This is a genomic window from Rhodovulum adriaticum (assembly GCF_004345735.1).
Taxonomy (GTDB): Bacteria; Pseudomonadota; Alphaproteobacteria; order Rhodobacterales; family Rhodobacteraceae; genus Rhodovulum; species Rhodovulum adriaticum.
This window is the reverse complement of the sequence record NZ_SLXL01000009.1, coordinates 1-14,258: the sequence shown is the minus strand read 5'-3', so window position 1 is coordinate 14,258 and position 14,258 is coordinate 1. Positions and strand designations below refer to the sequence as shown.

At 66.8% G+C, this 14,258-nt stretch carries 11 protein-coding genes; 2 read left to right on the top strand and 9 right to left on the bottom strand.

What is annotated here, in order from left to right:
* Positions 1-81: 81 nt before the first annotated feature.
* A complete protein-coding gene (locus tag EV656_RS11705; protein ID WP_132604165.1) occupies positions 82-861 on the top strand; it encodes a DeoR/GlpR family DNA-binding transcription regulator in 780 nt (259 codons plus the stop codon).
* A gap of 36 nt (positions 862-897) precedes the next feature.
* On the opposite strand, the gene EV656_RS11700 is transcribed toward EV656_RS11705, so the two are convergent.
* From EV656_RS11700 to hemF, 4 genes are all read right to left on the bottom strand, one after another.
* A complete protein-coding gene (locus EV656_RS11700) occupies positions 898-1,959 on the bottom strand; it encodes a quaternary amine ABC transporter ATP-binding protein (RefSeq protein ID WP_132604162.1) in 1,062 nt (353 codons plus the stop codon).
* 10 nt (positions 1,960-1,969) lie between these two features.
* Positions 1,970-3,004, bottom strand: coding sequence for an ABC transporter permease (locus EV656_RS11695; protein ID WP_132604159.1), 1,035 nt, complete (start codon positions 3,002-3,004; stop codon positions 1,970-1,972).
* Between the two features lie 90 nt (positions 3,005-3,094).
* Entirely contained in the window at positions 3,095-4,066 is a 972-nt protein-coding gene (locus EV656_RS11690; protein ID WP_132604156.1) for an ABC transporter substrate-binding protein, read from the bottom strand.
* Between the two features lie 345 nt (positions 4,067-4,411).
* Positions 4,412-5,305: an oxygen-dependent coproporphyrinogen oxidase gene (hemF, locus tag EV656_RS11685; protein ID WP_132604153.1), complete on the bottom strand. Its 894-nt coding sequence runs from the start codon at positions 5,303-5,305 to the stop codon at positions 4,412-4,414.
* A gap of 124 nt (positions 5,306-5,429) precedes the next feature.
* On the opposite strand from hemF, the gene EV656_RS11680 reads away from it, so the two are divergent.
* Positions 5,430-5,819, top strand: a complete 390-nt coding sequence (locus tag EV656_RS11680; RefSeq protein ID WP_132604150.1) for a hypothetical protein — start codon at positions 5,430-5,432, stop codon at positions 5,817-5,819.
* Between the two features lie 10 nt (positions 5,820-5,829).
* On the opposite strand, the gene EV656_RS11675 is transcribed toward EV656_RS11680, so the two are convergent.
* The 5 genes from EV656_RS11675 to glgC are packed head-to-tail and all read right to left on the bottom strand — an operon-like array spanning position 5,830 to position 14,113.
* On the bottom strand, positions 5,830-7,461 hold the full coding sequence (locus tag EV656_RS11675; protein WP_132604147.1) for an alpha-D-glucose phosphate-specific phosphoglucomutase: 1,632 nt from the start codon (positions 7,459-7,461) through the stop codon (positions 5,830-5,832).
* 10 nt (positions 7,462-7,471) lie between these two features.
* The gene (locus tag EV656_RS11670) at positions 7,472-9,343 is read right to left on the bottom strand and encodes a 4-alpha-glucanotransferase (RefSeq protein ID WP_132604144.1); all 1,872 of its coding nucleotides are present in this window, start codon (positions 9,341-9,343) and stop codon (positions 7,472-7,474) included.
* The gene (gene glgX, locus EV656_RS11665; RefSeq protein WP_132604141.1) at positions 9,340-11,427 is read right to left on the bottom strand and encodes a glycogen debranching protein GlgX; all 2,088 of its coding nucleotides are present in this window, start codon (positions 11,425-11,427) and stop codon (positions 9,340-9,342) included. The genes EV656_RS11670 and glgX overlap by 4 nt, the downstream gene beginning before the upstream one ends.
* Positions 11,424-12,851 carry a glycogen synthase GlgA gene (gene glgA / locus EV656_RS11660; RefSeq protein ID WP_132604138.1) on the bottom strand — a complete coding sequence of 476 codons (1,428 nt, stop codon included), beginning with the start codon at positions 12,849-12,851 and terminating at the stop codon, positions 11,424-11,426. The genes glgX and glgA overlap by 4 nt, the downstream gene beginning before the upstream one ends.
* On the bottom strand, positions 12,848-14,113 hold the full coding sequence (glgC, locus tag EV656_RS11655; RefSeq protein ID WP_132604135.1) for a glucose-1-phosphate adenylyltransferase: 1,266 nt from the start codon (positions 14,111-14,113) through the stop codon (positions 12,848-12,850). The genes glgA and glgC overlap by 4 nt, the downstream gene beginning before the upstream one ends.
* Between the last annotated feature and the right edge of the window lie 145 nt (positions 14,114-14,258).

The following is a 14,258-nucleotide window of genomic DNA, read 5'->3' as shown; positions in this document are numbered from 1 at the left end:
CATCCACACCCGCAAATCCGGACCCTTGCGCGCGGATTGCAAAGCTGCAACTGTTTTCCGCGCAAAAACGAACACGGAACCATGTCTCAATCCCTTCGCCAGCCCGAAATCCTGGATATCGCCCGGCGCGAGGGGCGGGTCACGGTCGAGGATCTGGCCGCGCGCTTTGGCGTCACGCTGCAAACCATCCGCCGCGATCTGGCGGATCTGGCCGACGCGGGGCGGCTGGAACGGGTGCATGGGGGAGCGGTGCTGCCCTCGGGCACCAGCAATATCGGTTACAACGACCGCCGCAGCCTGAACGCCGCGGCCAAAGCCGCCATCGCGCGCGCCTGCGCCGCCGAGGTGCCCGAGGGCATTTCGCTGTTCCTGAACATCGGCACCAGCACCGAGGCCGTGGCCCGCGCCCTGCGCACCCATCGCGGCCTGATGGTGGTGACGAACAATATCAACGTGGCCAACATCCTGGCCGAAAACCCCGAATGCGAGGTCGTGCTGACCGGCGGCAGCCTGCGCCGCGCCGATGGCGGGTTGGTGGGCACCCTGGCCGCCGACACCATCCGACAGTTCAAATTCGACCTGGCGGTAATCGGCTGTTCGGCGCTGGACCGCGACGGCGACCTGCTGGATTTCGATATACAAGAGGTCGGCGTCAGTCAGGCCATCCTGCGCCAGTCGCGGCGTAGTGTGCTGGTGGCGGATCGTTCGAAATTCGCCCGCACGGCCCCGGCGCGCATCGCATCCCTGGCCGAGATCGACACGTTCTATACCGACGCCGCCCCGCACGTGGACCTGGCCGCGCGCTGCCGGGATTGGGGAACGCGGGTGCATGTGGCCGACCCGGACCAGCCGGATCGGTAACGCCCCGGCCGCACCAGGCGCGGCCGGGGCATGGGGTCAGCCCGCCTTGGCGCGGATCCCATCCTCGGCCGCGGCGGTGGGCACCAGCGCGCGCACCAGTTCCTTGACCGACAGGATGCCGACCTGCTGGCCGTTGCGCATCACCCGATAGCTGAGCGCGGTATCCCCCTCGGACAGGGCGATCACCGATTCCAGCGTGTCGTCCGCGTCCACCTCTCCGGCCATGCCGGGCCGGGGCTGGTCGGTCTTTTGCATGACCGAGCGGACGCGCAGCACGCGGGCGCGGTTGATGTCCGAGATGAAGTCCACGATGTAGGGATCGTTGGGGTGCAGCAGGATCCTCTGCGGCTCGCCCTGCTGGACGATCTCGCCATCCTTGAGGATGACCAGATGGTCGGCCAGCTTCAGCGCCTCGTCCAGGTCGTGGGTGATGAAGACCACGGTCTTGTGCAGTTCCTCCTGCAATTCCAGCAGCAGATCCTGCATGTCGGTGCGGATCAGCGGGTCCAGCGCGGAAAACGCCTCGTCCATCAGCATGATGTCGGCGTTAGAGGTCAGCGCGCGAGCGATACCCACCCGCTGTTGCATGCCGCCGGACAGCTGGTGGGGGAACTGGTTGTCCTGCCCCTCCAGCCCGACGCGGTTCAGCCATTTGCGCGCCTCGTCTTCCCATTCGTGGCGTTCGTAGCCGCGCACCTCTAGCGGCGTGCCGGCGTTTTCCAGAACGGTGCGGTGCGGCAGCAGCGCGAATTTCTGGAACACCATCGACATGTTTTCGCGGCGCAGGCGGCGCAGCTGTTCCTCGTTATAGGCCAGCACGTCCTCGCCGTTGACGATGACCTCGCCGGCCGTGGGTTCGATCAACCGGTTCAGGTGCCGGATCAGCGTGGACTTGCCCGACCCGGACAGGCCCATGATGACGGTGATCTTGCCCGCGTGCATGTCCACGTTGATGTCCTTCAGGCCCAGGACGTGGCCGTGCTCTTCCAGCAGGTCGGCCTTGTCCATGCCCGCGCGGACATGCTCCATCGCGGCCTGCGGCTCGGCGCCGAAAACCTTGTAAAGGTTGCGGATGGATACCTTGATATCTTCGCTCATCGGGCAGCCCTCACTGTTTCTGCGCGGCGTTGACACGCGCCAGCGCCGCCTTGGTCACGCGATCCAGCACCACGGCCAGCAGCACGATGCCCAGGCCGGACACCAGGCCCACGCCCAGTTCCAGGTTGCGAATACCGCGCAGCACCAACACGCCCAGGCCCGGGGCCGACACCAGCGAGGCGATCACGACCATGGCCAGGCTCATCATGATGGTCTGGTTGACGCCCGCCATGATGTTGGGCAGCGCCAGCGGGATCTGCACGCCCTTCAGCTTTTGCCAGGAGGTCATGCCAAAGGCGTCGGCGGCCTCGATCACCTCTTTGTCGACCAGCCGGATGCCCAGGTTGGTCAGGCGGATCACCGGCACGATGGCATAAAGGATGATCGCGATGCCGTAGAGCTTCGGTTCCGTCACCGAGAACAGGAAGATCAGCGGGATCAGATAGACGAAGGGCGGCAGGGTTTGCAGCATGTCCAGAATGGGAATGGTGATGTTCTGGAACGTGTTGCTGCGTGACATGGCGATGCCGATGGGCACCCCCACCAGAACGCATAGGAACGCGCAGACAAAGATGATCGCCAGCGTCTGCATCGCGTAGTCATAATGGTCAATGAAGGCCAAGAACCCGATGCACGCCGCGACGAACAGCACCAGCCCGAAAGAGCGCGCCACCAGTTGCACCACCAGCAGCAAGAGCGGGATCATCACGAACCACGGCACGGTCTGGAACAGCCACAGCGCGCCCTCCAGGAACCAGCTCAGCGGCTGGGTCAGCGGGTCGAGAAAAAGGCTCAGCCCGTCCTTGATGGACAGAAAGCCGTTTTCCAAACCCTTGGTCAGTTCGCGGGCCTGGGGGAAATTCGGACAGGCATCGTTCAGCGCGTCCATAGAGGGAAAGGGCAGGTCCCAGATCGAGCGCGCGGGCGCATCCCCGCCCTGGCTCTTGCCGATCAGATCGGCCATCGACATCGGGGCTTGCGAACTGCCCGCGTCGCACCACTCGCGCAACCCAAGCCCATCGAACAAGAAATCGTAGCTTGCCATTCTTCGGTTCTCCATCTCCGGGCTTTGGCGCCCATCGAAAAACGAAGACGGGCCCGCAAGGGCAGGCCCGTCCGGCGACCAGGGTCGCGCTTACTGGTTCAGCAGAGCGGCCAGCTTTTCGCGCGCCGCGTCGTTCAGCCAGCCCGACCAGACATCCGGGTGCGAGGTCAGGAAGTAGACGGCGCCCTCTTCCGGCGAGGCGCCGTTTTCATCCATCCAGGCCACGACACCGTTCATGGCGTCCACGTCGAAGCTGATCTTGCTCAGGAAATCGGCCACTTCCGGTTCACGCTCGGCGAAATCGGTGGTGACGACGGTCAGAACCGGCGCCGCCGGGAAGGCCGACGGTTTCGGGTCGGGATTGTTGGGCGTCTGGTTGGCCTCATGCGCCTCGGCGTCGTATTCGCCCAGGTCGACCGACACCATGTCGTACTTGCCCAGCAGCGCGGTCGGCGCCCAGTAGTAGCCGAACCACGGTTCCTCGTTCTCGTAGGCCGAGGCCATGGAGGTGGCCAGCGTCTCGCCCGAGCCGTGGTTGAAGATTTCGATCCCCGCCTCTTCCAGGCCAAGCGCCGGGATCAGGTTGTCGTTGACGATGCGGCAGCCCCAGCCATCGGGGCAGTTGTTGAAGGTGCCGCCCACCAGTTCGGGATTGGCCAGGATGCCCTCGATCGTGGTCAGCTCGGGGTGTTCCTCAGCCAGGTAGGAGGGGATCCACCAGCCCTCGACGCCGCCGGGGTTCAGGATCTTGCCCAGCTCCTCGATCTTGCCCTGCTCTTTCAGCTTGGAATAGACCTCGCCGGTGGAGTTCACCCACATTTCGGACACGGTGTCCGGCTCGCCATTCTCGGCAATCGAGGTCACGGCGGGAACGGTATCAGAGGGCACCGTCTTGACCGTGCAGCCATAGCCCTGTTCCAGCAGGAACTTTTCGACCGCGGTCACGACCGAGGCCGAGGCCCAGTTCATTTCGGCAATCGACACCTCGCCGCAATCGGCCTGCGCGGTGGCGGGAATGGCCAGGGCACATGCCAGGGCGCTTACAGCGGTGATCTGTTTCATCGGATACTCCTTTGGGCAGCTTTGGCGCCCCCGCGGGAAACCGGCACCGCCACACTGGCGATGCCCGTCCGCGGAAAGACGCAGTTCAATCTGTGGTCCCGACCTGGAAGGTGCCGGGATGCATCACGGGTAACGACCGACACCCCGCCACGCCGGGCGCGGCGATTTGCACCCGCACCGAAACGGTGGCGCCGGTGCGTCCCGGCATGATGGCCGGTGAATGTCGTATGCTTCCCCATGATTACGCCGGGACCATAGGTCAGTGCCCCGCGGAATCCAACCGTTGGACGCCCAATAGCGACAATGAATGTCGTTTTTCGCTCTTGTTGGGGGGATGCTGCGCGCTCAGGGCCAACTGGCAAGCGGCGGCATGCTCATCATGATGGCGTCGATGTCGTGGCCGGTTTCCAGCCCGAATTTGATGCCCCGGTCATAGATCAGGTTGTATTCGGCATAGAGGCCGCGATGCGCCAGTTGCGCGGCGCGCTCATCCTCGCCCCAGGGCAGATCGCGGCGGCGTTCGACCAGCGGCACGAAGGCCGGCAGAAACGCCCGGCCGACATCGCTGACAAAGGCGAAATCCGCCTCCCAGTCGCCGGTATTGTGATCGTCGAAAAAGATGCCGCCGACGCCCCGCGCCCGCCCGCGATGGGGCACAAAGAAATACTCGTCCGCCCAGGCCTTGAACCGGGGATAGTAGCTGTGGTCGTGGCGGTCGCAATGATCCCGCAACACGGCGTGGAAGTCTGCCGTATCCTGTTCGAACGGCAGGCACGGGTTCAGGTCGGTGCCGCCCCCGAACCACCAGCCATGGGGCGTCCAGAACATCCGCGTGTTCAGATGCACCGCAGGGGTGTTGGGGTTCTGCATATGGGCGACAAGGCTGATGCCGCTGGCCCAGAAGCGGGGGTCGTCCGACATGCCGGGGAAATCCTTGCGCGCGGCCATCGCCGCCTGCGCCCGCTTACCCAGCACCCCGTGCACGGTGGACACGTTCACACCGACCTTTTCGAACACCCGACCGCCGCGCATCACGCTCATCAACCCGCCGCCCGCGTCCGACCCGTCCTCGGCCTTGCGCTGTGTTTCGCGCAGCTCGAACCGCCCGGCGGGGCGGTCGGCACAGGGGCCGGTGCGCTGCGCGTCCTCCAGCCCCTCAAAGGCGGCAACGATATCGTCGCGCAGGCTGCGGAACCAGGCACTGGCCCGCGTCTTGTGCTGGTCGAACTGTTCGGTCATCGGCGTGTCTCCCTGTCTCCCGCCCTTGGCCTAGCAGCTTTGCCCGGGCTGTGCCACTGTGCCGCAGTGTTGGCGCGACGCCGCAGGGCGGGTATCCTGCGCCCCGTCACGACCGGAGTTTCCGATGCGCGCCATTCTTGTCCTACTGCCCCTGGCACTGGTTGCCTGCACCAGCCCGCGCGCGGCCTGCGAACGCGACGCGCTGCACGATCTGCGCGTGATGGACGCGCTGATCGCAGAGACCGAACAGACGCTTGCGCGCGGATATGCCTTGCAGCGCGAGCCTGTCACCCGCCCGCGCCTGCAGGTCTGCTATGGCGCCCCCTTGGACGACAACCGGGTGGGCATGACCCTGTGCAACCGCTCCGAAACCACCTATCGAGAGCGTCCCGTCGCCGTGGACCTGGGCGCCGAGCGGCGCAAGCTGACCTCGTTGCAGGCCAAGCGCCAAGACCTGGCCCGCAGCGCCGCGCGCCGGCTGGCCGCCTGCCGCAAAACCTATCCCGAGGGCTGAGCCGCCCCCGTCAGGTGGTCACGTCCGGCCCGTCGCGCCCGGTGGTGGTGCGGATGCCCGCGATCTGATCGGCCGCGGCCACCACATCGGCCAGGGCGGTTTCCGGCGCCATGTCCAGCCGCGCGGGATCGTCCACGAAATCCTCCAGATAGACGCGCAGCGTTGCGCCCTCTGTGCCCGTGCCCGACAGGCGGAACACCACCCGCGCGCCGCCCTCGAACACCACGCGCAGCCCCTGGCCCGCGCTGTGGCTGCCATCCACCGGGTCGTCATAGGCGAATTCGTCGGCCTGCGCGACGCGGCGCCCGGCAAAGACCTGCCCCGGCAGGTCCGGCAGGCGGACGCGCAACCCGTTCATCAGCCCCTCGGCCAGTTGCTTGTCCAGCGCCTCGTAATCGTGGCGGGTGTAGTAGTTGCGCCCGAATTCCGCCCAGTGGGTCTGCATCGTTTCGGCGACCGACCGGCCGGTGACCGCCAGGATGTTCAGCCACAGCAGCACCGCCCACAGCCCGTCCTTTTCGCGCACATGGTCGGACCCGGTGCCGGCACTTTCCTCGCCGCACAGCGTGGCGCGGCCCGCATCCAGCAGGTTGCCAAAGAATTTCCACCCCGTCGGCGTTTCATAGCAGTCCAGCCCACGCGCCACCGCAACACGATCCACCGCGCGCGAGGTCGGCATGGACCGCGCAACGCCCTTCAGCCCGTCGGCATAGCCCGGCGCCAGATGCGCGTTGGCGGCCAGCACGGCCAGGCTGTCGGATGGCGTGACATAGACGCCCCGGCCCAGGATCATGTTGCGGTCCCCGTCCCCGTCCGAGGCCGCGGCGAAATCGGGCGCGTCGGGCCCCATCACCAGATCGACCAGCGGCTTTGCCCAGATCGGGTTGGGGTCGGGATGGCCGCCGCCGAAATCGGGTTGCGGGGTGGCGTTCATCACACTGCCGGGGGCTGCGCCCAGCCGATCCTCAAGAATCGCCTTGGCATAAGGCCCCGTCACCGCGTGCATCGCGTCAAAGCGCAGGGTGAAACCGCCCGCAATCAGCCGCGCGATGGCGTCGAAATCGAAAAGCTGCTCCATCAGCGCGGCGTAGTCGACGACCGGGTCCACGACCTCGACCACCATGTCGCCCAGCCGGGTTTCGCCCAGGGTGGACAGGTCGATGTCCTGGCTTTCCAGGATCTCATAGGCGGTCAGCTTGGTCGTCGCCTCATAGATGCGGTTCGTCACATCCTCGGGCGCGGGGCCGCCATTGGGGGTGTTGAACTTGACCCCGAAATCCGCGTCGATGCCGCCGGGATTGTGGCTGGCCGACATGATGATGCCGCCATCGGTCTGCCGCTGCCGGATCAGGTTCGACGCCGCGGGCGTGGACAGGATCGCCCCCTGCCCCACGATCACGCGCGCCGCGCCGCCCGCCGCGGCCATGCGCAGGATCACCTGCGCCGCGCGGTCATTGAAATAGCGCCCGTCGCCGCCCAGAACCAGCGTCTTGCCCTGAACGCCGCCAATGGCCGTCCAGATCGCCTGCACGAAATTTTCCAGGTAATGTGGCTGCATGAAGACGCGCGTCTTCTTGCGCAGGCCCGAGGTGCCGGGCTTTTGCCCCTCGATCGGGGTGGTCGCAACGGTAAGCTGTTCCATTCCGGCGCTCCTATCGTCCATGGTCCTGCATCGCCCGGGCGGCCCGGGCCAATTGGTCGCTTTGCCCCAACGCGCCCGGCGCCGGACCGATGCGGCGACGCCAGTTGGGATGGCTGTCCACGGTGCCGGGCAGGTTGGCCTGTGCCGTGGCACCAAGAATATCCTCGATCTGCAAGGCCACAAGGCGGGCTGGTGACGCGGCCAGCCAACGGTGCAGCGCCTCGGCATCCGTGCCACCTGCACGGGCCGACAGGTCCGCAAGATCGCGCTGTCGCTGCGCGCGGGCGGCGCCGGCGGCCTCGGGCGGGATATGGCCCAGCTTTTCGTGCCAGTCGATATCGGCACCCGCGCACCACCCGGCAAGCGGCGGCAGGTCGTGGGTGCCGAAACTGCCCAGCACGGCCTGGGGCCAGGCGTGAATGTCGCGGTCGAACATGGCCAGCCGACACCCCAGCAGCCCAGAGGCCGCCAGCGCATCCTGCAACCCCTCGGGGATGACGCCCAGATCCTCACCCACCAGAACGGCCCCGGCGCGCGCGGCCTCTATCCGTGCGACGGCCAGCAGGGCGGGTTTGGGCATCGCGACATAGGCCCCCGGCCCGTCCCCCGGCACCCAAAAGGCACGCTCGAACCCCAGGATGTGGTCGATGCGCAGGGCGCCGGCGAATTCCAGCTGCGCGCGCAGGGTTTCGGCCAGCGGGCGGAAACCGCGCGCGGCCAGTTCGTGCGGGATCATCGGGGCAAGGCCCCAGCTTTGGCCCTGCGGGGCAAAGGGATCGGGCGGCGCGCCCAGCGATACGCCCCGCGCGAACAGGCCGGGATCGGCCCAGGTTTCGGCCCCGGCCGGGTGGGTGCCCACCGCCAGATCCAGATACAAGCCATGGGCCATGCCCTGCGCCCGCGCCGCATCGCGCACCCCGGCCAGTTGCACCGCAGCGCGCGATTGCAGCCAGGCGTGAAAGGCGACCTCTTGCGGATTTTCAGCCGCGAAACGCGCCACGGCGGGGCCGTCGGGCGCGCGGTAATCGGCAGGCCAGTCGCACCAGTAAGCGCCGAAGCGGTCCGACAACGCCTGATGGATGGCAAAGCGGTCCAGCGCCGCGCCCTGGGCCGCACGGAAAGCGGCCAGATCGGCCTGCCCCTGCGCGTCCAGCGCCGCAAAGGCTGCGCGCAGACAGGCCAGGCGGGCGACAATGGCGGGCGGATAGTCCACCAGATCGCGGCCCGGTTCCGCCCCCTCGCCCGGACAGGCGATATGGGCCACGTTGAACCGCCGCCGCGACGACGGCGAATAGGGGCTGATCGCGCCCGGATCGGTCGGAAACCCCGCATGGATCGGGTTGATGCCCACGAAACCCGCGCCCAGCCCGCCGATCCCCTCCAGCGCGCGGCGCAGATCGTCATAGTCGCCCAAGCCCCCGGTCGCCGCATCGCGCAGACCGTAAAGCGGCAGCATCACCCCCCAGCCGCGCGGCGGCAGCGGCAGCGCGGGCGGCGCCGACAAGAGCGTGGTTTCCTGCCCCGCCAGCACCAGCCGGTGCAGGCCCAACGGCAGAACCGGCAGGGCCAGCCGGTCGTCGGCGGCGCCATCATGCACGGTGCCGTTCTCCAACAACAGGTACCAGGCCCCGCCCCGCGCCGGGTGCAGCACCGGGGCGGTTCCCGCCTCGACCACCACCCATTCGGGCAGGGCACAGGCAGCCGCGCGCGCCTGCCAGTCGGCCAGCGTCCGGGCGGCCTGCCCCTCGGACGCGGCGGGCAGATCCATGGCCGACAGCAGGGCGCGGACAGTTTCGGGGTCGGTCACATGCTCCTGCCCTGTCAGGTCATGGTAGCGGGGCAGAACCCCGGCGGCCTGGGCCAGGGCCTCCAGCGCGGTCATTCGGCAGGCTCCAGCACCAGTACGGCGACCGCCTCGGCGGGCATGTCCAGCGCACCGCCGACCGGCTGCGGCGCCAGATCGGGGCGCGAGCTGTCCAGGTGCAGGCTCCACCCCTGCCCCTCTGGCGCCTCGGGGACGGTGACGGTCACCGCCTCGCCCGCGTTGAACACCGCAAAGATCGCGTATTCCAGATCGGCGTATTCCGGGGTGCCCGACGCGGTGCGCATTTCCACCGCGATCACGCGCAGGTCGGGATCGTCCCAATCCGCCCGGCGCATGGGTTCGCCATCGGCGCGGCGCCAGAACAGATCCTCGATCCGGTCGATGGCCCGTTCGCGCGAATGCAGGAACAGTTTCTGCCGCAGGATCGGGTGCGCCTTGCGAAACGCGATCATGCGGGCGGTGAAATCCACGAATTCGTCGTCCACCGTCTGCCAGTCGATCCAGGCCGTCGCGTTGTCCTGGCAATAGGCGTTGTTGTTGCCCTGCTGGGTATGACCCATCTCGTCGCCCGCCAGGATCATCGGCACGCCCTGGGACAACATCAGCGTGGCCATCATGTTGCGCCGCCGCTGCGCGCGAGCCGACAGGATCGCGAGGTCGTCGGTTGGCCCCTCCACCCCGAAATTGTCGGAATAGTTGGCGTTATGCCCGTCGCGCCCATCCTCGCCATTGGCGAGGTTGTGCTTGGACAGGTAGCTGACCGTATCGGCCAGGGTGAACCCGTCATGGGCGGTGACGAAATTCACCGAGGCCGTGGCCGGCCGCCCCGAATGGTCGAATTGCTGGGCGGAACCGGTGATCCGCCCCGCCAGATCGGGCACCCGCCCCGGATCGCCGCGCCAGAACCGGCGCACGCCGTCGCGAAACTTGTCGTTCCATTCGGAAAACGGCGCGGGAAAGGCCCCCAACTGATAGCCGCCGGGACCGATATCCCAAGGCTCGGCAATCAGCTTCACCCGGTTCAGCACCGGATCCTGCCGGATCGCCTGAAAGAACGGGGCGCGGGCATCGAACCCGTGCGGCATCCGCCCCAGCGTGGCCGCCAGATCAAAGCGGAAGCCGTCCACATGCATCACCTCGACCCAATAGCGCAAGCTGTCCATCACCATGCGCAGCACCATCGGGTGACCCGTGTTCAGGGTGTTGCCCGTGCCGGTGTCGTTGACGTAATGCCGCCGGTCGTCGGCCAGCCGATAATAGGACGCGTTGTCCAGGCCCCGGAACGACAGGGTCGGCCCCATCTCGTTGCCCTCGCAGGTGTGGTTGTAGACCACGTCCAGGATCACCTCGATCCCCGCCGAATGCAGCCGGGCGACCATGCGCTGAAACTCGGATATATCGCCGGTTTCCATGTAGCGCGGATCGGGGGCGAAATAGGATAGCGTCTGGTAGCCCCAGTAATTCGTCAGCCCCTTTTCGACCAGGAATCGGTCGTTCAGAAAGGCATGGATGGGCAACAACTCGATCGCGGTGATGCCAAGGCGCGCGTAATGTTCCAGCATCGGGTCAGAGGCCAGCGCGCGGTACTTGCCCGGCGCATGGACGCGCGGATGACGGGAGGTCAGACCCTTGACATGGGCCTCGTAGATCACCGTGTCGGTCAGCGGCGTGCCGGGCGGCGCATCGTCGGCCCAGTCATAGCTGGGCGCCACCACGATGGCGCGCGGCATGTAGGGGGCACTGTCGCGCTTGTCATAGCTCAGGTCCGCGCGTGGCGCGCCGACCTCATAGCCCATCAATGCGTCGTGCCAGATCGGGTGCCCGGTGATCCGCCGGGCATAGGGGTCCAGCAACAGCTTGTGCGGGTTGAATCGGTGCCCCTCGTCCGGGCGATAGGGGCCGTGGGCGCGATGGCCATAGGGTTGGCCCGGCGTCAGCCCGGGCAGATAGCCGTGCCAGACATGCTCGGTGCATTCGGGCAGGTCGAAATTGGCGATCTCATGCTGGCCGGTTGCATCGAACAGGCACAGAATCATGCGGCTGGCATGTTCCGAGAAGATGGCGAAGTTCACCCCCCCGCCATCGAAATGGGCCCCCAGCGGATCGGGCCGCCCGGCCTGCATCTTGCTGGGAAGGGTCATGTTTCGGGCAACATCCCGGCATATAGCGCGGCATAGACCGCGGCCGAGTCCCCCCACCCCACCGGCGCGCGCATCCCGTTGCGCTGCATCCGGGCAAAGAGCGTGGGCTGCGCATGCAGATCGCACAGCCGGTCCAGCGCCATCGCCAGCGCCCCGGCCGTGACCGGGGCAAACTGGATGCCTGTTGCGACGCCTGCGGCCAGGGCGGCGGGGTTGGCGTCGATCACCGTATCGGCCAGCCCGCCGGTCCGCGCCACCACAGGCACCGTGCCATAGCGCAGCCCGTAAAGCTGGGTCAGGCCGCAAGGCTCGAACCGCGAGGGGACAAGGATGGCATCCCCCCCCGCAATCAGCCGGTGCGACATCGCCTCGTCATAGCCGATGCGCACCGCGACGCCCTCGTGGCGCGCATCCGCCGCGCGCCAGGCCTCTTCCAATGCCGGTTCGCCCGATCCCAGCAGCGCCAGCCGCCCGCCGCGCGCCAGCAGGCCCGGCAGCGCCTCCAGCAGCAGGTCCAGCCCCTTTTGCGCGGTCATGCGGGATACCACGACGCACAGGGGGCCATCCCCCTCGGGCAGGCCCAGTTCATCCAACAACGCGCGGCGGGTCTTGACCTTGCCGCGCGGCACCTTGAATGCAGCGATATTGGGATCGGCGGCAGGGTTCCAGGCGGCCTCGTCGATGCCGTTCAGAATGCCCGTCACGTCCGCCCCGCGCGCCCGGATGACACCGTCCAGCCCCTCGCCGAATTCGGGCGTGGTCAGTTCGCGGGCATAGGTCGGGCTGACGGTCGTCACCTTCCACGCGTACATCAACCCCGCCTTCAGCGCCGAGGCCTGGCCGTAATATTCCATCCCGTCCGGGTGAAAGGCCCAGTCGGGCAACGCCAGATCGGCCATACGCTCGGCCGGCATCACCCCGTGAAAGGCGATGTTGTGCACCGTCATCACCGTGGGCAGGTCCACGCCACGGGCCTTCAGGTAGACCGGCGTCAGCCCGGCCTGCCAGTCATGGGCATGCACGACATCGGGCTGCCAGCCGCCCGCGCCCTCGGCCCCGATCTGGGCACCCATCCAGGACAGCGCGGCAAAGCGGGCATCGTTATCGGCCCAGTCCTGCCCGTTCGCGTCCAGATACGGCCCGCCATCGCGGTCATAAAGGTGCGGTGCGGCCAGCACGAACAGTTGCAGCCCCGCCGCCTGACCAGCCAGCAGCCGGGCCGGGCCGCCGAACAGGTCGGGCATCTCGAACACGCAGTCGAAATCCGCCGCCGCGGCGCGCACGGCCGGGTAGCCAGGCAACAAGACCCGCATATCGACCCCTTGGGTCGTCAACGCCGCGGGCAACGCGCCCACCACATCGGCCAGCCCCCCGGTTTTCACCAGCGGCGCACATTCAGAGGCGACGGACAGAACGCGGATCATAGATGTTTCGCCCTTTCATCCAGCATCTTTTGCGTGATCAGGGTGATGCCGCCCTCGCTGACGCGGAACCATTTGCGGTCCTCGTCCGGGTCTTCGCCCACCACCAGGCCCTGCGGAATGACAACGCCCCGATCGATCACCACGTTGCTAAGCCGCGCATGCCGCCCGACGGTGACATAAGGCAACACAACCGCGTGATCGAGCACGGAATAGGAATTGGAATGCACCATGGTGAACAGCAGCGAATTGCGCACCTCGGTCCCCGAGATGATGCAGCCCCCCGACACCATAGATGACACCGCCGAGCCGCGCCGGTCCTCTTCGTCGTGGATGAATTTCGCGGGCGGCACCGATTCCGAATAGGTCCAGATCGGCCAGTTCCGATCCCACAGGTTCAGATCGGGCGTGAAATCGGTCAGGTCGATATTGGCCTTCCAGAAGGCATCCACCGTGCCCACGTCGCGCCAATAGGCGGGCGCATCGGGCCTGTCCTTGACGCAGGAATCGGTGAACCGATGGGCCACCGCCTTGCCGTTCTTCACGATCTGCGGGATCAGGTCGCCGCCGAAATCGTGGTGGGAATTCGGATCCTCGGCATCGCGCATCAGCAGATCGCGCAGGAACTTCCAGTCAAAAACGTAGATCCCCATCGAGGCCAGGCAGTGCGCGGGATCGCCCGGCATGGTGGGCGGATCGGCGGGTTTTTCGACGAAATCGGTGATCCGCCCGGTCTCGTCCACCGCCATCACGCCAAAGGCGCTGGCCTCGGCCCGGGTGACGGTCAGGCAGCCCACGGTGACATCCGCACCGCTTTCGACATGCTGGCGCAGCATGACCTCGTAATCCATCTTGTAGATATGATCGCCCGCCAGGATCAGGACGTAATCGACATCGTAGCTGTCCACGATGTCGATATTCTGGGTCACCGCGTCTGCCGTGCCCAGGTACCACTTGTTTTCCGCCACGCGCTGGCTGGCGGGCAGGATGTCCAGATATTCGTTCCGTTCCGCCCGAAAGAAGTTCCAGCCCCGCTGGCAATGCCGGATCAGCGAATGCGCCTTGTATTGCGTCGCGACCGCCATCTTGCGAATGCCGGAATTCAGCGCATTGGACAGGGCGAAATCGACGATCCGGGTCTTGCCGCCGAAATAGACCGCCGGTTTGGCGCGGTTGTCGGTCAACTCTTTCAGCCGGCTGCCGCGCCCCCCCGCCAGAACAAAGGCCATGGTCCGGCTGGCAAGCCTGCTGTAGCGCGTTTCCATCTGGGTTCCTCCCCGTTTCTTACGCCTCGGGCATCAGAAATAGCACCGACAGCGGCGGCAGATTGATTTTGGCGGATGCGGGTTGGCCTTGATGGGGGGATTGTGTTGCGTTGACACCCCCCATGTTGCCGCGGTTGGTGCCGCC

Coding starts and splice junctions, on each gene's coding strand:
- glgX (WP_132604141.1), bottom strand. CDS start 11,427: ATGACCCTTCCCAGCAAGATGCAGGCCGGGCGGCCCGATCCGCTGGGG.
- EV656_RS11670 (WP_132604144.1), bottom strand. CDS start 9,343: ATGACCGCGCTGGAGGCCCTGGCCCAGGCCGCCGGGGTTCTGCCCCGC.
- glgA (WP_132604138.1), bottom strand. CDS start 12,851: ATGATCCGCGTTCTGTCCGTCGCCTCTGAATGTGCGCCGCTGGTGAAA.
- EV656_RS11705 (WP_132604165.1), top strand. CDS start 82: ATGTCTCAATCCCTTCGCCAGCCCGAAATCCTGGATATCGCCCGGCGC.
- EV656_RS11700 (WP_132604162.1), bottom strand. CDS start 1,959: ATGAGCGAAGATATCAAGGTATCCATCCGCAACCTTTACAAGGTTTTC.
- EV656_RS11695 (WP_132604159.1), bottom strand. CDS start 3,004: ATGGCAAGCTACGATTTCTTGTTCGATGGGCTTGGGTTGCGCGAGTGG.
- glgC (WP_132604135.1), bottom strand. CDS start 14,113: ATGGAAACGCGCTACAGCAGGCTTGCCAGCCGGACCATGGCCTTTGTT.
- hemF (WP_132604153.1), bottom strand. CDS start 5,305: ATGACCGAACAGTTCGACCAGCACAAGACGCGGGCCAGTGCCTGGTTC.
- EV656_RS11675 (WP_132604147.1), bottom strand. CDS start 7,461: ATGGAACAGCTTACCGTTGCGACCACCCCGATCGAGGGGCAAAAGCCC.
- EV656_RS11690 (WP_132604156.1), bottom strand. CDS start 4,066: ATGAAACAGATCACCGCTGTAAGCGCCCTGGCATGTGCCCTGGCCATT.
- EV656_RS11680 (WP_132604150.1), top strand. CDS start 5,430: ATGCGCGCCATTCTTGTCCTACTGCCCCTGGCACTGGTTGCCTGCACC.